This window comes from Curtobacterium poinsettiae, assembly GCF_025677645.1.
GTDB classification, from domain to species: Bacteria; Actinomycetota; Actinomycetes; order Actinomycetales; family Microbacteriaceae; genus Curtobacterium; species Curtobacterium poinsettiae_A.
In genome coordinates this window covers 935,003-961,077 of sequence record NZ_CP106879.1, presented here as the reverse complement: position 1 = coordinate 961,077, position 26,075 = coordinate 935,003, and the positions used below count along the sequence as shown (strand labels likewise).

Below are 26,075 nucleotides of genomic sequence, written 5' to 3'. Positions count from 1 at the left end.
CATACTCGCACAGTCGTACGAACTCGTGCTACCGTCGAGGTCGTTGTCGCACAGTCGTACGACAAAGACCTCGAACAACTCCGCAGGAAAGGACATCGTCATGGCGTGGGCAATCCTCGTGCTCAGCGGCGTGCTCGAGGCCGTGTGGGCCACCGCCCTCAGCGCCTCGAACGGCTTCAAGAAGGTCGTCCCCTCGATCGTGTTCGTCGCCGGGATGGCCCTGAGCATGGTGGGGCTGGCGTTCGCGATGAAGAGCATCCCGGTCGGCACCGCCTACGCGGTCTGGGTCGGCATCGGGGCGTCCCTGACCGTGGTCGTCGCGATCCTGCGCCGGCAGGAGGCCGCGTCCTTCGCACGCCTCGCCCTGGTCTTCGGCCTGGTGGCGTGCGTCATCGGCCTCAAGGTGGTGAGCTGACGTGGCGTGGATCGTCCTGTTCGTCAGCGCCGCGCTCGAGACCGTCTGGGCCACCGCCCTCGGCGAGAGCGACGGTTTCACCCAGCCCCGACCGACCATCGTGTTCGCCGTCACGATCGTGATCAGCCTGGTCGCGTTCGGCTACGTCCTCAAGCACATCCCGATCAGCACGGCGTACGCGGTGTGGACCGGAACCGGCGCCGCCCTCACGGTGCTGTGGGGCATGGCCACCGGCGCGGAGCCCGTCACCGTCCTGCGCCTGCTGTTCATCGCCGGCATCGTCGGGTGCGTCGTCGGCCTCAAGCTCGTGCCGGCCCACCCCGCCGCGGAGCCCGCCGCCCCAGCCCATGTCGCGAGAGCGACAGCATCCCGCGGATGATCGGCGAAAACCTGTCGCTTCCGCGGGGCTGACGGGAGCGCCGTCCGCAGGACTGTCGCTGTCGCGACGCGGGCCCGAGGACGCGCGCCGAGACGGACGGGAGGCCCGGTGCCAGCTGGCACCGGGCCTCCCGTCCGTCCGTCGGTCACGCCCACCGCACATGGTGAGCAGCAGGGGTCGGGTCGCCTCACGGGACCCGACCGTTCCTGCTCACGAAGCGTGCGTCAGACGGACGCGCCCGTCCACTCGTCCTCGGCAGCGACGTGGTCGCTGCCGACCGTGCCGGCCGCCATCGCGGCAGCGGCACGTGCCGCGTGCGACGGCGGGTCCGACGGCACGTCGGCGGGGCGACCCTCGTCGTTCAGCTTGCGCAGCTCCGGCACGATGTCCGTCGCCAGGATGTCGATCTGCTCGAGCACCGTCTTGAGCGGCAGACCGGCGTGGTCGATGAGGAACAGCTGGCGCTGGTAGTGGCCGACGTGGTCCTTCATCGCCGCGTACCGGTCGATGACCTGCTGCGGCGAGCCGACGGTGAGCGGGGTCTGGGCGGTGAAGTCCTCCATCGAGGGGCCGTGACCGTAGACCGGGGCGTTGTCGAAGTAGGGCCGGAACTCGTTGATCGCGTCCTGCGAGTTCTTCCGGGCGAAGAACTGCCCGCCGAGCCCGACGATCGCCTGGTCGGCGCGGCCGTGCCCGTAGTGCTCGAAGCGCTGGCGGTACAGGCCGACCATCTGCTCGGTGTGCTGGATCGGCCAGAAGATGTTGTTGTGGAAGAAGCCGTCACCGTAGTAGGCGGCCTGCTCGGCGATCTCCGGCGTGCGGATCGAGCCGTGCCAGACGAACGGCGGGACCCCGTCGAGCGGACGCGGGGTCGAGGTGAAGCCCTGCAGCGGCGTGCGGAACTTGCCCTGCCAGTCGACGACGTCGTTCTCCCACAGCTGGCGAACGAGCGCGTAGTTCTCGATCGCCAGGTTGACGCCCTGGCGGATGTCCTGACCGAACCACGGGTAGACCGGGCCGGTGTTGCCGCGACCCATCATCAGGTCCATGCGGCCGTCGGAGACCACCTGGAGCATCGCGTACTCCTCGGCGATGCGCACCGGGTCGTTCGTGGTGATCAAGGTCGTCGACGTGGACAGGGTGATGTCCTTCGTCTTCGCAGCCAGGTAGGCGAGCAACGTCGTCGGCGACGAGGCCACGAACGGCGGGTTGTGGTGCTCCCCGGTCGCGAAGACGTCGAGCCCGGCCTGGTCGGCGTGCTCGGCGATCGTCAGGATGTCGCGGACGCGCTGGGTGTCGTCCGGCGTGGTGCCGGTCGTGGGGTCGGTCGTGACGTCACTGACCGTGAAGATGCCGAACTGCATGATGCGCCGCCTTTCGCGATTTCGATGCGTTTGCATCGACTTGCTCGGTACAACGTAGCGCACGGCGGGGCATTCCCGCCAGGCTCGCGCCGGTCGTGCGACCGGGCGGTCAGCCCTGTGGGCGGCCGGGAGGCCCGGCTCGGCTCCCCGGATCAGCCGGCGGCGGGCAGCGTGGCCGGGTCGGTGCGTGCGGCGTGGTGCATCCCGTCGAGGAACCACACCGTCGTCACGACCGCGAGGACGCTCGCGCTGGACGCCAACCGCCCCGCCACCAGGATCGCGGCGTGGTCGTACGCGCCGGCGCCGGTCAGGCCGACCACGAGCGCCGCGACACCGATCGCCAGCGTGACCCCGGTCGCAACGAGGAGCACGACGCTCACCACCCGCCCCGGCCCCCGCCGGCCGTCACGGTCGCCCCGGAGCCCCCGGTCGACCCGTGGTCCGACCGCGCGGACGATCCCGAGCCAGAACATCGCGATCGCGCAGGCCCCGATGATGTCGCTGACCCGGTGCCAGCCGTAGACCACGGTCTGGTTCGCCACGAAGACCGCGTACCCGGCACCGACGATGGTCACCAGCGGGCGGAACCGACGAGGCGTGACCATCAGGACGGCGAACAGCGCCGCCAGCGCGATCGTCGCGTGCCCCGAGGGGAAGGAGTTCGGCGTCGTCGACTGAGCGATCTCCGGGCGCACGGCGATACGCTTGACGAGCGTCGAGGTGGCCGCCGACGCGAGCACCACGACCCCCGCGCCGAGCCCCACCGAGAGCCGCCGTCTGGCGAACGCCACGGCGACGATCACGACGACGAGCAACAGGATCACCGGCACCGATATGACGTTGAGCGCAGTGTCCGAGCTGAACAGGTCGGACTCCCGGACCCCGCCGAGCGCGGCGTCCTCCGCTTTCTGACCGACCGGGGTCAGCACCGCGACCCCGTAGACGAGAGGCACGATCACGAACCCCAGAGCCGCCAGCGCAGCCCACCGCCCCCGCCGCGAGACCCACGGTCCGCGCGACTCGGATGCACTGCGCTCGGGTGTCAAGGTCACCGGGCTGGTCCTCCTCGGGGTGGTCGTCGTCGGGCTCGTCGCACGACTGGCGGCGGCGCTGCGATTGGGTCGGTCGGGGTCCGACACGATACCGTTGGAGCACCGGCCGGAGGCTGGGAACCGCACCCCCGTCGGCCGTGCACCGCGCGCTGAGACGAGGGGATCGGTGATCCCCGCCGGGCCGTCGCACCACGCGGGACCGATGCACGTCGCGTCGGCAGTGTACGAGGAGGAAACCGAAGTGGCCATCAAGGAACCGGGCATCATCGCCTCGCCGAACCGGGGTCTCGCACTCACGGCCGGCAGCGTCCTCGCACTCTGGGGCGTCCTCGGCTTCTTCTTCGCCGCCGACGGCGACCCCGGCTTCTTCAACCGCCAGGGCGGCATGCTGTGGAACGCGTTCGGCGTGAACCCGGCGCTCTGCCTGGTGTGGGTGCTGCTCGCCGTGGTGCTGCTGATCACCGGACTCGGCAACACCATCGGATCGCGGAACGGCAACCTGCTCGTCGGAGCCCTGCTCGTCGTCTTCGCGGTGTACGGCTTCGTCTTCGTCGACACCTCGGCCAACGTCTTTGCCCTGAACACCACGGACAACGTGTTCCACGCGATCGTCGGCGTGCTCCTGCTCCTCACCGCGATCGGTGCCGACAAGGAGAACCTCCGCGCGCTGCGTGCGGCGCGCGCCTGACGCACCCGCTCGTTCGCACTCCCGATGTCCGTCTGCCGCTCCGGCAGGCGGGCGTCGTCGTTGTGTGCGGGCGGGGGGCGGCGGCGGGGGCCCGGCGGGCGCCGACCGGTCACGACTCCCCGCTCAGGTCCGGCGGGTGCCGGCCGGGCACGACTCCCCGCTCAGGTCCGGCGGCCGGTCACGAACCGTCGGCCGAGGCGCCTCGGAGCGACAGGTCGCGACCGCTCGAGGCAGGGGCGACGGGGTGTCGTGACCGCTCGAACCGCGCCACGCGGAACGGGTGGAACCCGCTCGGACGACGGCGCCCGGCAACCGCAGGTCGGACGCGTCAGTCGGCGGCGGAGTCGGCGTCGGACTGCTTCTTCGGGGCCTCGAGCTCGGTGGCGACGATGCGGGGCGCCTCGGACATGAAGCGCCGGACGTCCAGGTCGACGATGATGTCCTGCGGCCGGAGCGGCCGGGTGAGGAAGAGCCCCTCGAGCGAGGTCAGCCGCGACAGCGCCACGTACGTCTGGCCGGCGCTGAACACCCGGTTGCCGAGGTCGACCACGGCTCGGTCGTAGGTGCTGCCCTGCGACTTGTGGATGGTCACTGCCCAGGCGAGCCGGAGCGGGAACTGCTGGAACTCCCCGACGGTGTCCTTCTTGAGTTCCTTCTTGTCCGCGTCGTACGAGTACTTGAACTTCTCCCACACCGACGGCTGGACCTCGAACGACTCACCGTCGACGTCGACCCACACCGTGTCGCGGATGGCCGTCACGATGCCCAGGGTGCCGTTCACCCAGCGCTGGTCGGCGTCGTTGCGCAGGAACATCACGTGCGCGCCGGGCTTCAGCTCGAGGGCTTCGTCGGCCGGGAAGTTCCGTCCGCCGAAGTCGCCGTTCACGTCGGCCTTGGCGGTCTTCACCTTGCCGGGCAGCCGCTCGAGGGCCGCCTTGTTGATCCGGGCGACCGTGTCGTTGCGGGTCGCCAGGGTGATGGCGTCGTCCGGAGCCGGACGGGCCCCGGCGGTGTTCAGCTGCTCGGCGATGTCCGCGGTGACTCGACCGTGCCGAACCGCGGTGAGCATCGCGGCGAAGGCGTCGTCGCGCTGCCGGTGCACCGTGGCGAGCTCGATGATGTTGAGCTCGGCCTCGAGCCACACCTTGGCGTCGAAGAACCACATCGACCGGTAGTGGTCGGTGAAGTAGGCGCGCTCGTCGGCGTCGCCCGGCACCGGGGGCAGCTGGTACGGGTCGCCGAACATCACGACCTGGACGCCGCCGAACGGCTCGAACTGTCGACCGCGGGCCTTGCGGAGCGACCGGTCCATGCCGTCGAGCAGGTCGGCGTTGACCATCGAGACCTCGTCGATGACCAGGGTGTCGATCGTGTTGAGGAGCTTGCGGGTGTCCGGGCCCTGTCGCAGCTCGGCGTCGGCGATGAGCCCGATCGGCAGCCGGAACAGGGAGTGGATCGTCTGGCCGCCGACGTTGAGCGCAGCGACCCCCGTCGGGGCGCAGATGACGACCTGCTTCTCGGTGTTCCACGACAGGTGGTTGAGCAGCGTGGACTTGCCCGTCCCGGCCCGGCCGGTGATGAACACGTGGTCACGGGTGTGCTCGATGTACTCGAAGACGGCGCGCTGTTCGTCGCTCAGCTCGATGCTCATCGGACGTCCGCCCCGGGCGAGGGTTCGAGGTCGTCGCTGCCGTCGTCGAAGTCCAGGTCGTCCTGGTCGTCCTGGGCAGCGGGCTCGGCGAGGACGGTCGCGCCGGCGGCGGCCCCGACGGCAGCCCCGGCACCGGGACCTGCCGCGTCGACCGGGTCTGCCCCGTCACGCCGCAGCCGCACGAGCACCACCACGACCACGGTCACCAGGAGCAGCACCCCGGCGACGATCAGCACGAGCCCGGCCCGTGCCTGGTCGACGAGCGGGTCCGGCCCCCACGTCCGACCCATCGCGCCGAACCACGAGGCCTGCAGCAGCCCGAGCGGCCCGCGCATCGCGAAGCCGAGCGAGACGGTGCCCGCGGCGATCACCACGGCCCCGACGATCCGGACGGCCGCGGCAGCCGTGGTGGGACGGCGGTGCCCGGCGGGGATCGGTGTGCAGAGCGTCGGGACGGCCAGCAGCCCGACCAACAGGAACACGGCGTCGCTGACGGTGCGGCCAGTGGGGTCGCTCACCGACCACCGGACGGCGTCGGTGGCGAAGAAGGCCCACCACAGGGCCGCCGCGAGCAGGAACGCGGGGAACGGTTGGGCCAGGTACCGCACGGAGGGGTGCTCGACGATGACGTCGGTCCACTCCCGCACACCCGTGCTGTCGTCGCTCCGAGGGAGCACGGCGGCGCGGATCAGGGCGACGGGCGCTGCCGCCCAGACCAGGGCGGGGACCACCAGGCCGAGCAGCACGTGGGCACCGACGTTCGCCGAGACGAGGAACCGGTCGTACTGGTGTAGCGAGCCCGAGGTCGCGACCACCAGGGACACGATCCCCAGGGCTGCGGCGACCGACCGTCGCACCGGCCACCGCACGCCGCTCCGCCGCAGGCGCACGACGCCGGCCACGTACGTCGCGGCGAGGAGCACGGCGACCATCAGCCAGAACAGGTCGATGTTCCACTGGGTCAGCCAGCCCCACGCGCCGGGCGCGTGGGGCAGCAGGTCATCGGTCAGGAGCTCCGCCGGGCTCGGGTCGGTGGTCTTGCTCAGGGCGATCTGGTCGACCGGGGTGGCGGTCCGCCCGAGCGCCGCCGCGAACCCCGACGCCACACCCATCACCGCGAGCTCGACGACGATGAGGGTCCAGAAGGGCCGCTGCCCACCGGGCGAGGTGGTCAGCGCACGGATGGCCCGACGGCGCTGCACCGCGCCGAGGACCCCGATGGCGACGATCGCGCCGATCTTCACCAGGACGAGCGTGCCGTACGGGGTGAACAGGTTCGACAGTGCCCCGACGCGGATCTGCGCCGACGCCGTGCCCGAGACGGCGACGAGCACGAAGCAGCCGAGGGCGATGCTCGAATACCGGGCCACGACCGCGGGCAGCCGGTCGCCGGGCAGCACCCCGCGCAGCAGCACGAGCATGACGAGCCCACCGACCCACAGCGCCGCACCGACCAGGTGCAGCCCCAGTGCCGTCACGGCGGCGTCGTGGCTGGCGGTACCGGCGGCGTGGCCCTGCTGCGCGAGCGGGATGAGGCCGATCATCGAGACGCCGGCGGTCAGGGCGACCATCCCCCGCGATCGGACGGCGAAGCAGAGCACCGTGACGGCCGCGGCGACGAGGACGGTCACGAGCAACGCAAGCCCGAGTTCGGTGCCGGTGAGGAAGACCCCCATCGACTGCCCGAACTGCTCGTCGATGCTGATGCGCGAACCGGCGACGCTGAGGAACGTGCAGAACGTGGCGACGGCCGACGCGACCGTCCAGACACCACTCGCCGCGGCGGCGACGTCGAGCGCGCGGTTCCACTCGGGGCCCGAACGCGAGAGCCCGATGGTCGCCAGGGCGAGCCCACCGATCGTGGTGGCCGCCGACAGGTCGACGACGAGCCGGGCGATCGGCAGCCCGAAGCGCACGACGGGCCCCGGGTCGGCGATGAGTGCCGGGTTCGCACCCCCACCGATGACGAGTGCCGTGAGCAGCGCCACGAACCCGACGAGCAGGAGCACGGCGGGACCGGCGATGCGCGCGATCCGATTCACCCGTCAAGCCTAGGCGGTGCCCACCCGGCCCACGGACGGGGCGAGCCGATCTGTGCAAACCGGCACGGGCCTCCAGGCAGGACGCGCGCACCGGGCGAACGAACGCGCGCCCGACCGAGCACACGTCCACGCGCGCCCGATCGAGCACACGTCCACGCACGCGCCCCGGGAACGACGAAAGGGACGGCCGAAGCCGTCCCTCCCGATGCGCGGAACGGTCTTACTTGACCGCAGCCTTGAGCTTCGAGCCGGCGCTGACCTTGACCGAGTCGCTCGCGGCGATCTCGATGGCGTCACCCGTCTGCGGGTTGCGGCCGGTGCGGGCGGCGCGGTGCGTCTTCTCGAAGGCGATCCAACCGGGGATCGTGACCTTCGTGCCGTCGGCGACGGACGACGAGACGACGCTGAAGAGCGCGTCGACGACGCCGTTGACGGTGGCCTGGCTCTGGCCGGACTCAGCGGCGACGGCAGCGACGAGCTCGGTGCGGTTCAGTGACTTGTCAGCCATGGATGTCCTCCTCGGACTTCTTGCAGTATCGGTCGGACGCACGTGTCGTCCGGCGCCCGGAGCGGGTGCCCCGTGCCACGGTGCCAGTGGGCCGAGGGCCCGGCGGAACCGGAGTTGAACCTACCAGCCGCCGGGGGTGAAAACCGCCGACTCGCCCGGATTTCCGGGGTTGTCGGGGCTCCGAGGGGGTGCTGGAGGGGCAGATGTGACGAATGACGGCTCACATGTACCCCGTACACAGCGAACGCCCCGCCACCAAGAGGTGACGGGGCGTCGTGTACTGCGAGTGCTTACCAGGAGCTCTTCGTGATGCCGGGGAGCTCGCCGCGGTGGGCCATGTCACGGAAACGGACACGGCTGATGCCGAACTCACCGAGGTGGCCACGGGGGCGGCCGTCGATGGCGTCGCGGTTGCGGTAGCGGATGGGCGATGCGTCGCGGGGCAGCTTCTGCAGGCCCACGCGGGCGGCCTCACGCGACTCGTCGGTGCCGTTCGGGTCCACGAGGGCCTTCTTCAGCTCGAGACGACGCTCGGCGTAGCGCGCGATGATGACGGCACGCTGGTTGTTCTTCGCGATCTTGCTCTTCTTCGCCATGCTTAGCGCTCCTCACGGAAGTCGACGTGCTTGCGGATCACCGGGTCGTACTTCTTGAGCACGAGTCGGTCGGGGTTGTTCCGACGGTTCTTCTTGGTCACGTAGGTGAACCCGGTGCCCGCCGTCGAGCGGAGCTTGATGATCGGACGGATGTCCTGACCCTTTTTCGCCATCAGATCTTCTCCCCACGGGCGAGGAGATCCTTGACGACGGACTCGATGCCACGTGCGTCGATCACCTTGATGCCCTTCGCGCTGAGCGTGAGCGTGACGTTACGACGAAGCGAGGGCACGTAGTACGTCTTCTTCTGCACGTTCGGGTCGAAGCGACGCTTCGTCCGGCGGTGCGAGTGCGAGATGTTGTGACCGAAGCCGGGAACGGCGCCGGTCACCTGGCACACTGCTGCCATGGTTTCCTCCTGAGTACCGTGCGACCGGACGGCCGCACCCAAGTTCACTTGCCTGGTGCGCACGCGCAGTGCCACCGGAGTGACCGTGCGAGGGGGTTGTGCACACCGCCCAGGTCCGCATCCCCTGTCGAAGGAGGCCCGGACACCGCGCGACCGCGGCGTTCGCGACGGTCGGAGGGCTTGGAACAACGGGTCCGCCGCGCGGACGCGGAGAACCAGGGGTCCACGTTACGCGAGGACCGGGCGTGTCGCAAGCCGCGCCGCCAGGCCTGGAGGCGCGTGGCCGCCGGACGGGGCCGCTCACGCACCCGCGTGGTCGCCCCCTCCGGCGTTCGAGTGTGCAGGAGACACCGGGTGCCGGAGGCGGACCCGACGCCTTCTGCGCACTCGACGGCGACGACGACGAGGCCGCGCGCCCGGTGTGCGTGGCCTACGGCGCCTGCGTCGGCTTGGGCGCGAGCGCCTGCACCATCAGCTCGCCGAGCTGCTGCGGCGCCGTGAACATCGGCCAGTGGCCGGTCTCGAGCCCGACGATGGAGAGCTCCTCGGTCGCGACGAGCTCGGCCGCCCAGGCCTGGTGGTCCGCCACCATCGCCAGCAGCTCGGCGGCGGGGATTTCACAGGTGATGATCGTCGCGGGGATCGTGTGCCGTGCCGGGTCGGCGTAGTGGAACCGGTCCGACGGCACCGAGGCCGGCTCGGGGATCGCCCGGTGCTCGACGCCCTGCCGAACCTCGGGCGTCATGCCCCGGACGGTGGCGGGTTCCCAGATGTCCCACGACGGCAGCGGCACGACCCCGTCGACCACGGGCAGCTCGTCGTTCACGCACCCGCCCTCGGGCCCCGGGAACGTGTCGACGTAGAGCAGGTGCGCGACGAGGGACGGGCGCTGGTCGGCAGCCATGTACGCGATCGGCCCGGCACCCGAGTGACCGGCGAGGACGACGGGTTCGTCGGCCGACGCGACGTCGTCCAGGACCGCGACCAGCGCGGCGACCTGCTCGTCGAGCGTGTCGCCGTCACGGGTCACCGCCTGCACCGAGTGCCCGGCTTCGCGGAGCACGGGGGCGACGTCGTCCCACGCGCTCGCGTCGAGCCAGAACCCGGGGACCAGGATGACGTGCATGCGGGGCAGGTTACTCGTCGGTGGTGGCGGTCGCGCGGGCTGCCGTGCAGACGGCGCACTCGCCGAAGATGTCGACGACGTGGCTGGCGTTGGTGAAGCCGTTGGCGGCGGCGACGTCCTGCGCCCACTGCTCCACCGGGTCCGCCTCGATCTCGACGGTCCGGCCGCAGTTCCGGCAGATCAGGTGGTGGTGGTGCGCGTCCGTCGTGCACGCCCGGTACAGCGATTCGCCGTCCTGCTGCAGCGAGTCGGCGTCGCCCTCGGTGGCCAGGTCCGCGAGCGCCCGGTAGACCGTGGCCAGACCGATGGTCGAGCCCTCGTCCCGCAGGTGCTGGTGCAGCGCCTGCGCGCTGACGAACCCCTCGGTGGAGTCGAGGGCACCGCGCACCGCTTCGCGCTGCCACGTGTTCCGCTTGGTCTTCTGCACGGCGTTCATGCTGACACCTCTTCCTTCCGACCGGCTGTCGACGTCGTCCCCGCCTGGAGGCCCGGCTCGCCCCCGCCACGCTGGGCCCGACCGGCGACGCGGTTGCGTCCCCGCCCGTCGCGTCGCGACCCGATGATCCGGCAGACCACCCAGATCGCGAACGAGATCGTCGTCACGTACGGGCTGATCGGCAGGCCGCCGCCCAGTGCGAGCAGGATGCCACCGACGACCGACGTCACCGCGAACACCGTCGACAGCACCGGTACGACGACGGGGTGCGAGCTGAGCCGCAGGGCCGCGGCCGCCGGGGTGACGAGCAGGGACAGCACGAGCAACGCACCGACGATCTGCACCGACACGGCGGTGGCCAGTCCGAGCACGAGCATGAACACGATCGCGAGGGTCCGCACCGGGATCCCCGCGGCCGCGGCCACGTCGGGGTCGACCGAGGCGAACATCAGCGGGCGCCAGATGACGAGCAGCGTGGCCACGACGATCGCGGCGACCACGATCAGGAACGTCAGCTGCGGGTTGTCGACCGAGACGATCTGCCCGGTGAGCAACCCGAACTTGTTGGCGGCCCGGCCCTTGTAGAGCGCCAGGCAGAGGATGCCGAGCCCGAGGCCGAACGGCATGAGGACGGCGATGATCGAGTTGCGTTCCCGGGCACGTGACCCGAGGACGCCGATGAGCAGCGCGGCGATCACCGATCCGACGAGTGAGCCGGAGACGACGTTCACCCCGAGCAGCAGCGAGGCGCTGGCCCCGGCGAACGAGAGCTCCGAGATGCCGTGCACGGCGAACGGCATGTTCCGGGCGACGACGAACGGGCCGATGAGCCCGCCGACGATGCCGAGCACCGCGCCGGCCCAGATCGAGTTCTGCACGAGCACGAGGAGCTCGCCGTAGTCCTGGAACGAGAAGACGGTCGACAGCAGGTCCATCAGATGCGCCCTTCGTCCGGCTGGTCGGCGTGCGGGTCGACCTCGCCCGGGTGGTGCTCGTGGGCCTCGTTCGCGCCGACGATGACGATGCGTCCCATGGTGCGGACGACGTCGACGGGCGTGCCGTACAGGTCGCTCAGGACGTCTGCGCGCAGGACCTCGTCCGGCGAACCGATCCGGAACCTGCCCCCGGCGATGTAGAGCACCCGGTCGACGACGTCGAGGATCGGGTTCACGTCGTGGGTCACGAAGAGCACGGCGGCCTCGCGCTGCCGGCGCTCACGGTCGATGAGCTCGGTGATCCCGCGCTGGTGCCGCAGATCGAGCGAGATGAGCGGTTCGTCGCACAGCAGCAGGGCGGGGTCGGCGGCGATGGCCTGGCCGACGCGGGTGCGCTGCTGCTCGCCGCCGGAGAGCTCGGCGACGGGGGCGTCCGCGAAGGCGGTGGCTCCGACCTCGTCGAGCACGCGGTCGATCCGCATCCGGTCGGCCTTCGAGGCCCGTCGGATGCCCCACCGGTGCCCGGTCACGCCCTGGGCGACCATGTCGCGCGCGCGCAGGGGCGTACCCGCCTCCATCAACCGCTGCTGCGGGATGTAGCCGATCTTCCGGTGGCCGCGGTGCACCGGCTGCCCGAGGAACGACATCGTGCCGCTCGTCAACCGCTGCTGCCCGAGGACGGTACGGAGCAGTGAGGTCTTGCCGGCGCCGTTCGGGCCGAGGACCGCGACGAACTCCCCCGGCGCGAGGTCGAGGTCGAGGCCTGCCCAGAGCTTCCGGGCGCCGTAGGACAACCCGGCGTCGCGGAGCGCGAGGACCGGACGAGCCGCAGCCCGGTCGTCCACCGTGGTGGTCGCCGGGCCGGGGGTCGCCGCCGCTGCGGTCGAGGTCGTCACTTCTGGAGCGCTGCCTTCACCGCGTCGATGTTCGCCTGCTGCCACGAGACGTAATCCTGCCCCTCGGGGAGCGTCTCCGTGACACCGACGACGGGGATGTCGTTCTGCTCGGCCGCCTTCTGGACCTGTTCGGTCTCGGGGCTCGACGCCTGGTTGTTGTAGGCGAGCAGCTGCACGCGCTTGCCGGTGAACAGCGCGAGGGTGTCGCGGAGGGCCGCCGGCGGGACGTCGTCGCCTTCCTCGATGGCCTCGGAGAAGTCCGGCGGGGTCTCGTTCTCGAGCCCCATCGCGTCGAACAGGTACCCGGGCACCGGCTCGGTGTACGCGACCTTATCGCCGGAGTCCTGCTTCTTGACGGCGGCGGTCTGGGACTCGAGGTCCTCGAGCTCGGTGGTGAGCGTGGCGGCGTTCTTCTCGAAGGCGTCCTTGCCGCTCTCGTCGAGCGCGCTGAGGTCCTTCGTGACCGCCTCGACCAGCTTCACCATCGTCGGGTAGCTGTAGAAGACGTGCTCGTTGAACTCGGCACTCCCGCCCTCGTCGAGGCCGGAGAGCTTCACGACGTTGATCGTGTCGGCCGTGGTGTCCGAGGCGTTCGCGAGCGTCGTCATGAAGTCGTCGTAGCCGCCACCGTTCTCGATGAGCAGGTCGGCCTTCGACACGGAGAGCTGCGTGCGGGCACTCGACTCGAACGAGTGCGGGTCCTGCGACGGGTCGCTCAGGATGCTCGTCACGGTGACGGCGTCGCCACCGATGGTCTTGACGATCGAGCCGTAGACGTTCGTGGAGGCGACGACGTTGATCGTGCCGTCACTGCTGGCCTCCCCCGAGGCGGACGAGGTGGCGCACCCGGTCAGGGCGAGCGCGGCGGCACCGGCGACGAGCGGGAGGGCGAGGAGGCGGTTGTGCATGGCACGACGCTAACGCCTACTGATAACGATTGTCAAAACCGCTATGAGGGCTCTCAGCGCGACCGGGAGACGGACGGGAGGCCCGGTGCCAGCTGGCACCGGGCCTCCCGTTCGGAGACGCTCGCGTCTACGGCTTGGTGGCCGCGTCGATCGTGTTCTCGGCGATCGTGTCCTCTTCACGCCCGGGCGTGCGGAGGTTCCACTTCTTGATCACGAAACTGAACAGGAAGTAGTAGACGACCGCGTAGCCCAGGCCGATCGGGATGAGCCAGATCGCTCCGTCCGCCTTGCCGAAGTTCAGCACGTAGTCGATCGCACCGGCCGAGAACGAGAACCCGTCGTGGATCCCGAGGGCGTTCACCAGCGCGAGCGAGGTACCCGTGAGCACCGCGTGGATGATGTACAGCGGGAACGCCACGAACATGAACGAGTACTCGAGCGGCTCGGTGATGCCCGTGACGAACGAGGTCAGTGCGGCGGAGATCATGATGCCGCCGACGAGCTTGCGGTTCTGCGGCTTGGCGTTGCGCCAGATCGCCAGGGCACCGGCGGGCAGCGCGAACATCATGATCGGGAAGAAGCCGGTCTGGAAGATGCCGGCGGTCGGATCGCCCGCGAGGAAGCGCGGGATGTCACCGTGCACGAGGTCGCCGGCCGCGTTGGTGAAACTGCCGAGCTGGAACCACGGGAAGAAGTTGAGCAGCTGGTGCAGCCCGATCGGGATGAGCATGCGGTTCGCGAACCCGAAGATGCCGCCGCCGATCACGGCGTTGTCGGCGACCGCGGTGCCGGCTGCCGTCAGCGCGATGTCGAAGTAGCGGTACACGAAGGACATCGCGACGGCGATGACGAGACCGGCAGCAGCGGTGAGGATCGGGACGAGGCGGCGACCCGAGAAGAACCCGAGGAAGTCGGGCATCTTCGTGCGGTGGAACCTCTCCCACATCACAGCGGAGACGAGCCCCATCACGATGCCGCCGAGCACGCCGTAGTTGATCGTGGCCTGCTCGCCGTTGGCGTTCTTGACCCCCGCCAGGACGACCGGCGACATCACGGCGAACACCTCGTACATGACCATGTAGCCGACGACCGCCGCGAGCGCGGTGGTGCCGTCCGACTTCTTGGCCCACCCGATCGCGATGCCCACCGCGAACAGCAGCGGGAGCCAGGTGAAGATCGCCTGGCCGGCGGCCGAGATGACCCCCGCGCCGGTCTCGAAGCCGGGGATCGCGCCGAGGAGGTCCGGCTGGCCGATGCGGTTCAGGATGCCCGCTGCGGGCATGACCGCGATCGGCAGGAGCAGGCTCCGTCCGAGGCGCTGGGCCTGCGCGAACAGCCGTGACTGCTTCTTCGGCTTCTTCTTCTCCGGCACATCCGTGGCAGTGGTGGCGCTCATCGGAGGTCCTCTCGTCATTGGGTGGAGCTGTCGGGGTGAGTTGAGTCGTGCAGCCAGCGCAGGTAACCTCGGCGGTGTCGCCAGGTCCGGTCCTGTCCGGTCATGACCAGTTCCGTAGTCTGATCCGCGAGCGGTCCGGTGTCAACCCGCGACGCAAACCCTTAACGAGGAGGAAACGATGGCCGACATCAAGGCAGCCGACATCATCGCCGCACTCGGCGGTGCCGAGAACATCGAAGAGGTCGAGGGCTGCATCACGCGCCTCCGCGTCGAGGTCGAGGACGGGGACCTGGTCGACAAGGCCGCCCTGCAGGCAGCCGGAGCCCAGGCCGTGATCGGCGGCGGCACCGGCTGGCAGGTCATCGTCGGCACGGTCGCCGACAACCTCGCCCAGGACATCCAGGACGAACTGTGACCGTCGTCCGTACGCCGTTCGGCGGCCCGGTCGTCGCCCTCGCCGACGTGCCCGACCCGGTGTTCGCCGGGCAGCTGGTCGGTGCCGGCGTCGCGGTCGACCCGACGGGCGTCGATGGCGCGGTCACCGCGGTGGCCCCGGTCGACGGCACCATCGTCAAGCTGCACCCCCACGCGTTCGCCCTGCAGGGCGCCGCCGGCACCGACGTCCTGGTGCACGTCGGCATCGACACCGTGAAGCTGTCGGGCGAAGGCTTCGAGCTCCTCGCGACCGAGGGCGACACCGTCACCGCCGGTGACCCCGTCGTCCGGTTCACCCCCTCGGTGATCTCGGCCGCCGGGTACTCGCCGATCTGCCCGGTCGTCGTGCTCGGCTCGACGCCGGACAGCGTCGACCAGGGGACGGTCGGCACCACGGTGCTCGACGGCGACATCCTCTTCGAGGTCTGAGGCCACTTCCCCCTTCGAGAGCGACCGCGTGCTGCAGAACAACCGCAGGACACGGTCGCTTTCGCGTTGCTCGGCGGCTACGCGACCGCGGGGGTCGCGGTGACCTCCATCTGCACGCGGTAGCGGTCCGAGCGGTACCAGCTGCGGGTGTGCTCCACGGGTCGTTCCCCGGCGTACGACACCCGGTCGAACTCGAGCACCGGCGCGCCGGTCTTCGTCCCGAGCAACGTCGCGACGTCGTCGGCCGCCGGGTTCGCCGCGACGGTCTGCTGCGCGCGGTCGATCGGGGTGCCGTACTCCGTGGCGATGATCGAGTACACCGACCCGGAAAGGTCGTGGTCGAGCAGGCCCGGGAACGCATCGGCAACGAGCCAGGCGTCGTCGATCGACACCGGGGCACCGTCGGCCATCCGCAGGCGCTTCACGTGGAAGGCCGGCACGTCCGGCTCGATCCGCAGGGCCGCGGCGGTGTCGGCCGGCGGCACGCGTTCCTCGCGCACGAGCACCACGGTGGTCGGCTCGTGTCCCATCGCCCGCATCTCCTCGGTGAACGAGGCGAGGTGGAGCGTCGACTGCACGGGCCGGTGTGCCACGAAGGTGCCCTTGCCGCGGACGCGCTCCAGGTAGCCCTCGTTGACCAGCTGCCCGAGGGCTTCACGCACGGTGATCCGCGAGACGCCGTACTCGGCGATGAGCTGCCGTTCGGACGGGATCGCGGCACCGGGAGCCAGGCGCGTGGTGACGAGGTCGAGCAGGATGCGCCGCAACTGCTGGTGCTTCGGTTCGGCACCCTCGGTGATGCGGCTCGTCATGCGTCCCTCGTGCTCCGTTGCTGGTCCTGGGCGGTGGTCATGCGCGGACATGACCAGTTCCCATCACAGTAGCGAGTCAGGCCGGGAAGACCAACGTGCGCGGTGACGAAGGGCGGAGACGGTGCTCAGGCGTTGGCGACGAGCCAGGCGAACTGCTCGTCGGAGAGCAGCCGATCGGTCCAGACCTGCCCGTCGACGCCGGCGGCCGCACGGTTCTGCGCGGCCGGCGCCCCCTGCCACACCAATGACAGCCCGGCACGACGCAGCACGGCTGCAGAAGCAGGGTTGTTCGTGAGCACCCGGCCGGTCACCGGGACGTCAGGAGCAGTGTCGGCGGCGGCACGGACGGCAGCCAGGGCGATCTCGGACACGAAGCCCTGCCCCCATGCCGCGGGCGCCAGGCGGTAGCCGAGGTTCCAGACCCCACCGGCGGTCATGTCGACCCCACCGACACCGACGAAGGCGTGGTCGGAGGCGCTGCGGACCGCCCAGGACCCGAGGCCGTGGCGCGCACGACCGCCGATCTTGCGCTGCACCATGTCCACGCTCGAGCTCCGCGCCACGTGCCGACCCGTGGGCAGGTGCTGCCACGTGCGGGCGTCCGAGAAGAGCGCATGCACGTCGTCGATGTCGGCCGGGGTCAGCGGGGCGAGCAGGAGGCGATCCGTTCGGATCTCCTGCGAGGGGGTCAGGAGCTGGTGGACCATGCACCGATCATGCCGCCGACCCCCGACATCCGTGTGAACACCACGCGACGTTTGCGGAAGCCCGCAGATGGTGAGCAGGAATGGTCGAGTCGCTCGGAGCAACCCGACCATTTCCGCTCACGAAGCGGAACGACCGCCGAGACAGCCCCTGACCGGCGCTCAGTCGAGCAGGAGCGCGGGCTCCTCGAGCACCGAGGCGACGTCGTGCACGAAGCGGGACGCCACGTCACCGTCGACGACCCGGTGGTCGAACGAGGCACCGATGGTCGTCACCATGCGTGAGCGGACCTCGCCGTCGACGACCCACGGCTTCGGCTTGATCGTGCCCATGGCGACGATCGCGACCTCGCCCGGGTTGAGGATCGGGGTCCCGGTGTCCATGCCGAACACACCGATGTTCGTGATCGACACCGTGCCGTTCGCCATCTGCTTCGGCGTGGTCTTGCCGTCGCGGGCGGTCAGGGTGAGCTCCTCGAGCGCCTGTGCCAGCTCGAGCAGCGACATGTCCTGCGCGTCCTTGATGTTCGGCACGATGAGCCCGCGCGGGGTCGCCGCGGCGATGCCGAGGTTCACGAAGTGATGGACGATGATCTCGCGGTCGGTCCAGGTCGAGTTCACCGAGCGGTTGCGGCGGACGGCCCAGATGACGGCCTTCGCGACGATCAGCAGCGGTGAGACCTTGACGCCGGCGAACGTCGGCGAGGCCTTGAGCCGCTTGACGAACTCCATCGTGTGGGTCGCGTCGACGTCGACGAACAGCGACACGTGCGGTGCCGTGAACGCGGACGTGGTCATCGCCGTCGCGATGGCCTTGCGGACGCCCTTGACCGGGATCGTCTCGCTGCGGACCTCGCCCCACTCGGGCGTCTCGATGTTCCGGAAGACGCTGGCCTGCTTCGCGTGCCGGATGACGTCGTCGCGGGTGACCTCGCCGGCCAGACCGGTCGCGACGATCTCGGTCAGTTCGACGCCGAGGTCCTTCGCGAGCTTCCGGATCGGCGGCTTCGCCAGCACGTTGGTCGCGGCGCTCTGCTTGCGACCGGACCCCGACCCGAGCGCGGAGATCGCCTCGGCGGTGCTCTCCTCACCCGGGTCGACGGATGCTTCGGCCGCCGCGGCGGTGTCCACACTGGAGGCGCGACTCGCCTCGGCCGCGAGCGCTGCGGCCCGGCGGGCGCCCGGCTTGCGACGGGAGGGCGACGAGGTCGCCGAGCCGTAGCCGACGAGGACGGCGCCGGAGGACTCGTCGGTGCCCTGGACGGAGGCGTCGACGGCGACCGGCTGGACCGGCGCCGCAGCCGGGGCAGGCGCGACCGGAGCGGGGGCAGCAGCGCGTGCCGGAGCGGGCGGGGTCTGCGCGACCGGCGCCGACGGCGCTGCGGGTGCTGGCGGGGTGGCCGCGACCACCGGCGAGACGGGTGCGGTCTCGGCGACGGGCGCCGCGCCTCCAGGCTGCTCGACAGGCTGTCCCGCAGGCGGCGTGAGGGCCGCACCGGACGCGACCGAGGCGTCCGAGTCGACGCGGATGATCGGCTTGCCGACCTCGACCGTGTCGCCCTCGGACACGAGCAGACCCGTCACGGTGCCGGCGAACGGCGAGGGCAGCTCGACGAGCGACTTCGCGGTCTCGATCTCGACGAGCACCTGGTCGACGGCGATCTCGTCCCCGATCGCGACGCGCCACTGCACGATCTCGGCCTCGGTGAGACCTTCACCCACGTCGGGCAGGGGGAATTCGGCGGCGGCCACTACGGCTCCTTCGTGGATCTGGTCGAGCTCGGTCGGACGGGTCCTCGGTCGGACGGGTCAGTAGGCGAGGGCGCGGTCGACGGCCTCGAGGATGCGGTCGGCGTCCGGCAGGTGCAGGTGCTCCAACTTCGAGACCGGGAACGGCACGTCGAACCCGGACACCCGCAGTGGCGGCGCCTGCATCGTGTAGAACGCCTTCTCGGCGACCGTGGCGGCGATCTCGCTGCCGACGCTGACGAAGCCGGAGGCCTCCTGCGCGATGACCAGGCGACCGGTCTTGCGGACCGAGGTGAGGATCGGCTCCCAGTCGATGGGCGAGATCGAGCGGAGGTCGATGACCTCGCAGCTCGTGCCCTCGGACTCGGCGAGCTCGGCGGCCTGCATCAGGGTGGCGACCATCGCGCCGTGCCCGACCAGGGTGACCTCGGTGCCGGTGCGGGCGACGCGGGTCGTGTGCATCGGGACGTGGCCGTCGACGAGGTCCACCTGGCCCTTGGGCCAGTAGCGGGACTTCGGCTCGAGGAAGATCACCGGGTCCTTCGACGCGACGGCCTCCTGGATCATCCAGTAGGCGTCGTTCGGGGTGCTCGGGCTGACGACCCGCAGGCCCGGGGTGTGCGCGAAGTACGCCTCGGGGGATTCCTGGTGGTGCTCCACGGCGCCGATGTGGCCGCCGTAGGGGATGCGGATCACGACGGGCAGCGACATGTGCGCCGGCAGCCGGTTCGCCATCTTGGCGAGCTGCGAGGTGATCTGGTCGAAGCCGGGCCACACGAAGCCGTCGAACTGGATCTCGACGACCGGGCGGTAGCCGCGCAGCGCGAGGCCGATCGCGGTGCCGATGATGCCGGCCTCGGCGAGCGGGGTGTCTCGCACGCGCTCGGCGCCGAAGCGGTCCTGCAGGCCCTCGGTGATGCGGAACACGCCGCCCAGCTGGCCGATGTCCTCGCCCATCAGCAGGACCTTGTCGTCCGCTTCCATGGCCGCGGCGAGTCCGGCGTTGAGGGCCTTGGCCATCGGCAGGGTCGGGGTGGGGTCGCTCGGGACCTCGCCGGCGCCCGGGTGGGAGCGCAGGGTGTAGTCGAAGAGCTGCTCGGTGGTGCTCATGCGTGGGCGCCCCCTTCGAAGCCGGCCTCGTACTGGGTGAGCCAGGCCTTCTGCTCGGCGATCCGCGGGTGCGGTTCGCGGTACACGTTGTCGAACATCACGTCGACGGACGGTGCGGTCAGGGCGACCGTGCGGCGACGGACGTCGGCGGCGATGTCCTCGCCCTCTTCGTCGAACGCGGCGAACTGCTCGTCGGTCGCACCCTTCGAGCGCAGGTACGCCTCGGAACGGACGATCGGGTCGCGCAGGACCCACTCCTCGAGCTCGCCGTCGGCACGGTACCGGCTCGGGTCGTCGGAGCTGGTGTGCGCGCCGATGCGGTAGGTGTCGGCCTCGATGAAGGCCGGCCCCTGGCCGCTGCGCGCGTGCTCGGTCGCGACGACGGAGGCGGTGTAGGACGCGAGGATGTCGTTGCCGTCGATCAGGACGCTCGGGATCCCGAAGCCGCGCGGGCGGTCGACGAGCGGCGTGGGGGACTGCACCGACACCGGCACCGAGATCGCCCAGTGGTTGTTCTGCAGGAAGAAGACGACCGGTGCCCCGGTGGACGCCGAGAACACGTACGCCTCGTTCACGTCGCCCTGGCTCGTCGCACCGTCGCCGAAGTAGACGATGGAGCAGGCGTCGCGGTCCGGGTCGCCCGTGCCGACGTCGCCGTCGAGCTTCTGGCCGAGCGCGTACCCGGTGGCGTGCAGGGTCTGCGAGCCGATCACCAGGGTGGAGATGTGCGTGTTGCCGCGCTGGTCCGGGTCCCACCCGCCGTGGGTCTGCCCGCGGTACATCGCGATGATCTCCATCGGCTCGACGCCGCGGTGCATGGTGACGGCGTGCTCACGGTAGGACGGGAACACGTGGTCCTGGGCGCGCAGGGCGAAGGCCGAGCCGGTCTGTGCCGCCTCTTGCCCGTGGCTGGGCACCCACAGGCCGAGCTGGCCGGTGCGCTGGAGGTTGTGGCCGGCGTGGTCGAACCGACGGGTGAGCACCATGCGGCGGTGCATCGCCAGCAGGGTCTCGTCCGGGATCGCCCGCGCGGCGGCGGCGAACTCGGCGTTCTCGTCGGTCTCCACGAACCGACCCTGGGGGTCGAGGAGCCGGACGGTGGTCGTCGCGGGAGCCGCGGCGCGGAATGACATGCCGGTCAGCGTAGCGCCAGGCACTAGTCGGCCACCTGGAGGTCCCCCACAAGTGAGCGGGCTGTTTGGAGGAGCGTTTCCACAGCTTCGTGCTCGCCGATCGAGATGCGGATGCCCTCTGGCGGGAAGGCCCGGACGATGATGCCGGCGTCCTCGAACGCCGCCGCCGCGGCGACGGTCCGCTCGCCCGTCGGCAGCCAGAGGAAGTTGCCCTGCGCGTCGGGGACGTCCCAGCCCTGGGCCCGGAGCTCGACGACGATCCGGTCGCGCAGGGTCGCGATCTCGGTCACGCGTTCGAGCAGTTCGTCCTCGCGTTCCAGGCTGGCGAGCGCCGCCGCCTGTCCCTGCGCGGTCACGGACAGTGGGATCGCGCAGGCACGGACGGCGTCGAGCACGTAGTCCGGACCGAGCGCGTAGCCGATCCGGAGGCCGGCGAGTCCGTACGCCTTCGAGAAGGTGCGGAGGACCACGAGGTTCGGGTGCGCGGCGAGCAGCGGGTGGCCGTGCACGGCGGCCTCGTCGGTGACGAACTCCGCGTATGCCTCGTCGAGCACGACCAGCACCGACTGCGGCACCGCGGCCATGAACGCGTCGAACTCCGCAGCGGTCACGGTCGGCCCCGTCGGGTTGTTCGGCGAGCAGACGAGCACCATGCGGGTGCGCTCGGTGACGGCGGCGGCCATGGCGTCGAGGTCGTGCCCGCCGTCCGCGCGGTTCGGCACCTGCACGCTCGTGGCGCCGGCGACCGTGACGACCCCGGGGTACGCCTCGAACGAGCGCCACGCGTAGACGATCTCGTCGCCCGGGCCCGAGGTCGCGCGGGCGAGCTCGTGCAGGATCGCGACACTGCCCGGGGCGACGTGCACCTGCTCGGCGGTCAGCCCGAAGCGGTTGGCCAGCACGGCGCGCAGGGCCAGGGCGGTGGCGTCGGGGTACCGGTTGTACGAGGTCTGGGCCTGCACGGCCTCGACGACCCCGGGGAGCGGCGGGAACGGGTTCTCGTTGCTCGACAGCTTGAAGGCGGAGTCGGACGCCTGTCGCCCCTGCTTGTACGCGGGGAGGACGGCCACCTCGGGCCGGATGTGCACACGCTGCTCGCTCACGGGTTCAGGCTACCGGCAGGCCCACGGCACCCACGAGGGGAAGCGAGGGCATCATGGGCGCATGCGATTCCTCGTCCGCCTCGTCGTCAACGCCCTCGCGCTCTGGCTCACCACGCTCATCGTCAGCGGCGTCTCCGTGACGCCGTTCGGTGACGGCGGGACCACTGCGACCGTCCTCACCTTCCTGCTCGTGGCGTTCGTGTTCGGGCTCGTGAACGCGGTGATCGGCACGCTCATCCGGATCGTGGCGTTCCCGATCTACATCCTCACGCTCGGGCTCATCTCGTTCGTCGTGAACGCCGTCCTGCTGCTCATCGTCGCGGGCATCTCCGAGGCGTTCGGCTTCGGGCTCGAGGTCGACTCCTTCGGCTGGGGCATCGTCGGCGCCTTCGTGCTCGCGGTCTTCGCCTGGCTGATCGGGCTCTTCGCCCGCCCGGTGCTCAACCGCCAGCGGGCGTGACCCCGGCGGACCTCGCGGAGGACCGGCGCCCTGCGTCATGATGTGCTCATGACCCAGGACGTCGACGCCCCGTTCCGCGTCTCGTTCGTCTGCAGCGGCAACATCTGCCGCTCCCCCATGGCCGGTGTCGTGTTCGCGCAGATCGCCGCGGACGCCGGCCTGGCCGACCGGTTCCAGGTGGAGTCGGCCGGCACGGGCGACTGGCACGTCGGCGAACCCGCCGACGAACGCACGATCGCAGCCCTGGCGGCGCGCGGATACGATGGCAGCAGGCATCGCGCCCGTCAGTTCGACCCGGACCGGTTCCCGGACCTCGACCTGGTGGTCGCACTCGACCGCTCCCACGAGCGCATCCTGCGTTCGTGGGCCCCGACCATGGACGACTCCGCCAAGGTGACGCTCCTGTTGCGGTACGACGACGCCTGGCCCCAGCAGGCCGACGTGCCGGACCCGTACTACGCGGACCGGCACGAGTTCGACCGAGTGCTCTCGACCGTCGAACGGGCCTGCCGGGCGCTCTTCCACCAGCTCGAGCCGGCAGTCCGTCAGGGAGCCCCATGACCCCCCTTCCCCCGCAGCCGATCAGCCCGCTCGACGGGCGCTACTACCCGATCGTGCACACGGTGGGCGAGCACCTCTCCGAGGCCGGCCTCAACCGCGCGCGCATCGTGGTCGAGGTCGAGTGGCTCATCTTCCTGACCGACCACGCGATGTTCACCACCTCGCCGCTCAGCGTCGACGACAAGGCAGCACTGCGCGCGATCGCCTCGACCTTCGGCCAGGACCAGATCGCGGAGCTCGCCGAGATCGAGGCGACGACCCGTCACGACGTCAAGGCCGTCGAGTACTTCGTGCGCCGCCGCCTGTCCGAGCTCGGCCTCGACGCGATCGCCGAGCTCACCCACTTCGCCGCCACCAGCGAAGACGTCAACAACCTGTCCTACGCCCTCACCGTGCGGGACACCGTCGACCAGGTCTGGCTCCCCGGCTTCCGTGCCGTGCTCGAGAAGCTCCGGACGCTCGCCGTCGAGCTGAAGAGCGTGCCGATGCTCTCGCACACCCACGGGCAGCCGGCCACCCCGACGACGCTCGGCAAGGAGCTCGCGGTCGTCGTGTACCGGCTCGAGCGCGTGCTCGCCCAGATCGAGGGCGGCGAGTACCTCGGCAAGTTCTCCGGCGCGACCGGCACGTTCTCGGCACACCTCGCCGCGGACCCCGAGGCCGACTGGCCCGCGCTGTCCCGCGAGTTCGTCGAGGGCCTCGGCCTGACGTGGAACCCGCTCACCACGCAGATCGAGTCGCACGACTGGCAGGCCGAGCTCTACGACCGGGTGCGTCACGCCAACCGGATCCTGCACAACCTGGCCACCGACGTGTGGACCTACATCTCGATGGGGTACTTCACGCAGATCCCCGTCGCGGGTGCCACCGGGTCGTCGACGATGCCGCACAAGATCAACCCGATCAAGTTCGAGAACGCCGAGGCGAACCTCGAGATCTCGTCGGCGCTCTTCTCGACGCTGTCCGAGACCCTCGTGACGAGCCGCCTGCAGCGCGACCTGACCGACTCCACCACGCAGCGGAACATCGGCGTCGCGTTCGGGCACTCGCTGCTCGCGCTCGACAACCTGCGCCGCGGGCTGGGCGAGATCGCCGTGAACGAGGCCAAGCTCGCCGACGACCTCGACCACAACTGGGAGGTCCTCGCCGAGGCGATCCAGACGGTCATCCGCGCCGAGGTCACCGCCGGGCAGTCGAACATCGAGGACCCCTACGCGATGCTCAAGGAGCTCACGCGGGGCAAGCGGGTGAGCCAGCAGGACCTCATCGTGTTCGTGAACCGTCTGGACATCTCCGACGGCGCGAAGGCCCGGCTGACCAACCTGACGCCCGCGACGTACACCGGCCTGGCGGACGAGCTGGTCGACCACCTCGACGTCTGAGCACGACGGGCACGACGGACCGGCGGCCGGAAGTCGTCGGTCCGTCATCGGGTCCGCGCCCTGGGGGGGGTGCGCGTTCCTGAGCAGTTCGATAGGTTCGTGGTGCTGAGTACATCTCAGCACGGGGGGCGTCGCAGTGGATGCACCCTGTCCACCGACCGGATGGATCTCCACACCGTGCTTCGTTCTCGCATCACCGCGGCCGCCGTCGGCGCCACCGTGCTCGGCGTCTCCGCCGCCCTCGTCCCGACGGTCTCGACCGCTCTCGTGACGAACACCGCTGCTTCGGCCATCGTCACCTGGACCGATTCGGCCGACGACTTCACCGCCGCGCCGACCGGCACCTTCCCGCTGACCGACCAGTGGTACTGGGCGTCCGTGACCGACCTGGACGGCGGCGGTTCGATCACCGACCACGCCACGCTCGACGAGGACGGGTTGTCCGTCTCCGAGGGCGAGGCCGTCGGCCTGGTCCGCGGCCTCAACACCCCCGTGCCCGCGAGCAGCGTCCCCGCCCTCGCAGCCGGCATCAGCATGACGACCACCGGGGCGACGAGCTTCGGTCTCGCGGTCCAGGAGGGCGGCGACACCAGCGCGCAGACCGTCGTCTTCGCCACGGACGCACCTGAGACCGGTGACGGCGTCGGCGTCGTCGACGGCACCAGCAACTGGATCGACCCCGCGACCGGCGAGGTCGAGTCGACGACGGAGCTCACCGCCGACCTCGAGGCCGCCGACGCACAGGTCGTCGGGTACGTCGTCTACGTCGGCATCGACGTCGCCGCCGACACCACGGCACCGCCGACGACCGAGCCGACCGAGACGCCCGCTCCGACCGACGGGCCCACCCCGGCCCCGACCGTCGACGGCACCCCGGCACCGAGCGCGCTGCCCAGCAGCGAGCTGCAGAGCCTCGCCGCCCCGCTCGAGGCGAACGGCCAAGCCCTCGCCGCCGACGCCAGCGGTTCGATCTCCGCGCTGCGCATCGACGACACCACGACGTACTTCACGCCGCAGCCCACCGCGACCGCCGACGCGCCCACGTCCGTGCGCGTTTCGCAGACCCTCACCGGATTCCAGGTGATCGGTGCGGGCTTCGCCCCGAACGAGTCCGTCGACGCGACCGTCACGCAGGGCGGCGCGACCTACTCGATCCGCACCAACGCTTCGGTGGCGGACGATGAGGGCGACGTCGTCGTCGTGGTGGTCCTGCCCGAGGGTGCCGTGAGCGCCGGCGCGTACACCGCCACGCTCGAAGGCCGGTCGTCGAGCCAGACCGCTTCGGCCGACGGCTCCTTCATCGCCGACCCGGCCGCTGCCGGTGACCCGGGCACGGCACCGGTCGCCGTCCCGGTGCCCGGAACGGCGAACTTCACGGGCTGATCTTGCCGATCCT

The 26,075-nt window shown here is 70.6% G+C and carries 29 protein-coding genes; 9 read left to right on the top strand and 20 right to left on the bottom strand.

Features of this window, described 5'->3' with window-relative positions; genetic code table 11:
* The first annotated feature begins 100 nt into the window (after window positions 1–100).
* Together OE229_RS04815 and OE229_RS04810 are read left to right on the top strand one after the other, a co-directional pair.
* Complete coding sequence (locus OE229_RS04815; protein ID WP_182066199.1) at window positions 101–415, top strand: DMT family transporter; 315 nt, start codon at window positions 101–103, stop codon at window positions 413–415.
* 1 nt (window position 416) lies between these two features.
* The gene (locus tag OE229_RS04810; RefSeq protein ID WP_262139989.1) at window positions 417–794 is read left to right on the top strand and encodes a DMT family transporter; all 378 of its coding nucleotides are present in this window, start codon (window positions 417–419) and stop codon (window positions 792–794) included.
* A gap of 224 nt (window positions 795–1,018) precedes the next feature.
* Here OE229_RS04810 and OE229_RS04805 read toward each other — a convergent pair whose 3' ends face one another.
* Together OE229_RS04805 and OE229_RS04800 are read right to left on the bottom strand one after the other, a co-directional pair.
* Window positions 1,019–2,158: a CE1758 family FMN-dependent luciferase-like monooxygenase gene (locus OE229_RS04805; RefSeq protein WP_262139988.1), complete on the bottom strand. Its 1,140-nt coding sequence runs from the start codon at window positions 2,156–2,158 to the stop codon at window positions 1,019–1,021.
* Between the two features lie 152 nt (window positions 2,159–2,310).
* Complete coding sequence (locus OE229_RS04800; protein WP_262139986.1) at window positions 2,311–3,210, bottom strand: phosphatase PAP2 family protein; 900 nt, start codon at window positions 3,208–3,210, stop codon at window positions 2,311–2,313.
* A gap of 241 nt (window positions 3,211–3,451) precedes the next feature.
* On the opposite strand from OE229_RS04800, the gene OE229_RS04795 reads away from it, so the two are divergent.
* Window positions 3,452–3,898 carry a DUF4383 domain-containing protein gene (locus OE229_RS04795; RefSeq protein WP_182066202.1) on the top strand — a complete coding sequence of 149 codons (447 nt, stop codon included), beginning with the start codon at window positions 3,452–3,454 and terminating at the stop codon, window positions 3,896–3,898.
* Between the two features lie 328 nt (window positions 3,899–4,226).
* Here the strand turns inward: OE229_RS04795 and OE229_RS04790 are convergent, their stop codons facing one another.
* The 12 genes from OE229_RS04790 to OE229_RS04735 all read right to left on the bottom strand — a co-directional run bounded on the left by OE229_RS04790 (window position 4,227) and on the right by OE229_RS04735 (window position 14,801).
* Entirely contained in the window at window positions 4,227–5,549 is a 1,323-nt protein-coding gene (locus tag OE229_RS04790; RefSeq protein WP_262139984.1) for an ATP-dependent DNA helicase, read from the bottom strand.
* Window positions 5,546–7,591: a bifunctional copper resistance protein CopD/cytochrome c oxidase assembly protein gene (locus OE229_RS04785; RefSeq protein ID WP_262139982.1), complete on the bottom strand. Its 2,046-nt coding sequence runs from the start codon at window positions 7,589–7,591 to the stop codon at window positions 5,546–5,548. Before OE229_RS04785 ends, OE229_RS04790 begins: the two co-directional genes overlap by 4 nt.
* 220 nt (window positions 7,592–7,811) lie before the next feature.
* On the bottom strand, window positions 7,812–8,099 hold the full coding sequence (locus tag OE229_RS04780) for an HU family DNA-binding protein (protein WP_017886454.1): 288 nt from the start codon (window positions 8,097–8,099) through the stop codon (window positions 7,812–7,814).
* Between the two features lie 290 nt (window positions 8,100–8,389).
* Window positions 8,390–8,695 (bottom strand): 30S ribosomal protein S14, encoded by a 306-nt coding sequence (rpsN, locus tag OE229_RS04775; RefSeq protein ID WP_017886455.1) that lies wholly within the window; start codon window positions 8,693–8,695, stop codon window positions 8,390–8,392.
* A 2-nt stretch (window positions 8,696–8,697) separates the two neighbouring features.
* A complete protein-coding gene (rpmG, locus tag OE229_RS04770; protein WP_017886456.1) occupies window positions 8,698–8,868 on the bottom strand; it encodes a 50S ribosomal protein L33 in 171 nt (56 codons plus the stop codon).
* The gene (rpmB, locus tag OE229_RS04765) at window positions 8,868–9,104 is read right to left on the bottom strand and encodes a 50S ribosomal protein L28 (protein ID WP_027464952.1); all 237 of its coding nucleotides are present in this window, start codon (window positions 9,102–9,104) and stop codon (window positions 8,868–8,870) included. The genes rpmG and rpmB overlap by 1 nt, the downstream gene beginning before the upstream one ends.
* Before the next feature lie 430 nt (window positions 9,105–9,534).
* The gene (locus tag OE229_RS04760; protein WP_262139980.1) at window positions 9,535–10,230 is read right to left on the bottom strand and encodes an alpha/beta fold hydrolase; all 696 of its coding nucleotides are present in this window, start codon (window positions 10,228–10,230) and stop codon (window positions 9,535–9,537) included.
* A gap of 10 nt (window positions 10,231–10,240) precedes the next feature.
* On the bottom strand, window positions 10,241–10,666 hold the full coding sequence (locus OE229_RS04755) for a Fur family transcriptional regulator (RefSeq protein ID WP_182066206.1): 426 nt from the start codon (window positions 10,664–10,666) through the stop codon (window positions 10,241–10,243).
* Window positions 10,663–11,601 carry a metal ABC transporter permease gene (locus tag OE229_RS04750; RefSeq protein ID WP_209132916.1) on the bottom strand — a complete coding sequence of 313 codons (939 nt, stop codon included), beginning with the start codon at window positions 11,599–11,601 and terminating at the stop codon, window positions 10,663–10,665. The genes OE229_RS04755 and OE229_RS04750 overlap by 4 nt, the downstream gene beginning before the upstream one ends.
* Entirely contained in the window at window positions 11,601–12,446 is an 846-nt protein-coding gene (locus tag OE229_RS04745; RefSeq protein WP_209133266.1) for a metal ABC transporter ATP-binding protein, read from the bottom strand. Before OE229_RS04745 ends, OE229_RS04750 begins: the two co-directional genes overlap by 1 nt.
* Window positions 12,447–12,493: 47 nt before the next feature.
* Window positions 12,494–13,405, bottom strand: a complete 912-nt coding sequence (locus OE229_RS04740) for a metal ABC transporter solute-binding protein, Zn/Mn family (RefSeq protein WP_209132914.1) — start codon at window positions 13,403–13,405, stop codon at window positions 12,494–12,496.
* A 127-nt stretch (window positions 13,406–13,532) separates the two neighbouring features.
* Complete coding sequence (locus OE229_RS04735; protein ID WP_182066209.1) at window positions 13,533–14,801, bottom strand: PTS transporter subunit EIIC; 1,269 nt, start codon at window positions 14,799–14,801, stop codon at window positions 13,533–13,535.
* A gap of 178 nt (window positions 14,802–14,979) precedes the next feature.
* Here OE229_RS04735 and OE229_RS04730 point away from each other — a divergent pair, with 178 nt between their 5' ends.
* Together OE229_RS04730 and OE229_RS04725 are read left to right on the top strand one after the other, a co-directional pair.
* Window positions 14,980–15,216, top strand: a complete 237-nt coding sequence (locus OE229_RS04730) for a PTS transporter subunit EIIB (RefSeq protein WP_027464959.1) — start codon at window positions 14,980–14,982, stop codon at window positions 15,214–15,216.
* Complete coding sequence (locus tag OE229_RS04725; RefSeq protein WP_182066210.1) at window positions 15,213–15,665, top strand: PTS sugar transporter subunit IIA; 453 nt, start codon at window positions 15,213–15,215, stop codon at window positions 15,663–15,665. The genes OE229_RS04730 and OE229_RS04725 overlap by 4 nt, the downstream gene beginning before the upstream one ends.
* A gap of 77 nt (window positions 15,666–15,742) precedes the next feature.
* On the opposite strand, the gene OE229_RS04720 is transcribed toward OE229_RS04725, so the two are convergent.
* From OE229_RS04720 to OE229_RS04695, 6 genes are all read right to left on the bottom strand, one after another.
* Window positions 15,743–16,477, bottom strand: a complete 735-nt coding sequence (locus OE229_RS04720) for a GntR family transcriptional regulator (protein ID WP_209132910.1) — start codon at window positions 16,475–16,477, stop codon at window positions 15,743–15,745.
* Between the two features lie 125 nt (window positions 16,478–16,602).
* Window positions 16,603–17,184, bottom strand: a complete 582-nt coding sequence (locus tag OE229_RS04715; RefSeq protein ID WP_262139978.1) for a GNAT family N-acetyltransferase — start codon at window positions 17,182–17,184, stop codon at window positions 16,603–16,605.
* 159 nt (window positions 17,185–17,343) lie between these two features.
* Window positions 17,344–18,933 (bottom strand): dihydrolipoamide acetyltransferase family protein, encoded by a 1,590-nt coding sequence (locus OE229_RS04710; protein ID WP_182066213.1) that lies wholly within the window; start codon window positions 18,931–18,933, stop codon window positions 17,344–17,346.
* Between the two features lie 57 nt (window positions 18,934–18,990).
* Complete coding sequence (locus OE229_RS04705; RefSeq protein ID WP_262140083.1) at window positions 18,991–19,950, bottom strand: alpha-ketoacid dehydrogenase subunit beta; 960 nt, start codon at window positions 19,948–19,950, stop codon at window positions 18,991–18,993.
* Window positions 19,951–20,036: 86 nt separating this feature from the next.
* Window positions 20,037–21,173, bottom strand: a complete 1,137-nt coding sequence (locus OE229_RS04700) for a thiamine pyrophosphate-dependent enzyme (protein WP_182066214.1) — start codon at window positions 21,171–21,173, stop codon at window positions 20,037–20,039.
* Between the two features lie 23 nt (window positions 21,174–21,196).
* Window positions 21,197–22,276, bottom strand: a complete 1,080-nt coding sequence (locus OE229_RS04695) for a histidinol-phosphate transaminase (protein WP_262139977.1) — start codon at window positions 22,274–22,276, stop codon at window positions 21,197–21,199.
* A gap of 61 nt (window positions 22,277–22,337) precedes the next feature.
* Between OE229_RS04695 and OE229_RS04690 the strand changes: the two genes are divergently transcribed.
* The 4 genes from OE229_RS04690 to OE229_RS04675 all read left to right on the top strand — a co-directional run bounded on the left by OE229_RS04690 (window position 22,338) and on the right by OE229_RS04675 (window position 26,062).
* Entirely contained in the window at window positions 22,338–22,736 is a 399-nt protein-coding gene (locus OE229_RS04690; RefSeq protein WP_182066216.1) for a phage holin family protein, read from the top strand.
* Window positions 22,737–22,784: 48 nt separating this feature from the next.
* On the top strand, window positions 22,785–23,297 hold the full coding sequence (locus OE229_RS04685; RefSeq protein WP_194628360.1) for a low molecular weight protein-tyrosine-phosphatase: 513 nt from the start codon (window positions 22,785–22,787) through the stop codon (window positions 23,295–23,297).
* Window positions 23,294–24,679 (top strand): adenylosuccinate lyase, encoded by a 1,386-nt coding sequence (gene purB, locus OE229_RS04680; protein ID WP_111123552.1) that lies wholly within the window; start codon window positions 23,294–23,296, stop codon window positions 24,677–24,679. The genes OE229_RS04685 and purB overlap by 4 nt, the downstream gene beginning before the upstream one ends.
* A gap of 177 nt (window positions 24,680–24,856) precedes the next feature.
* Complete coding sequence (locus OE229_RS04675; protein WP_262139973.1) at window positions 24,857–26,062, top strand: hypothetical protein; 1,206 nt, start codon at window positions 24,857–24,859, stop codon at window positions 26,060–26,062.
* Window positions 26,063–26,075 lie beyond the last annotated feature (13 nt).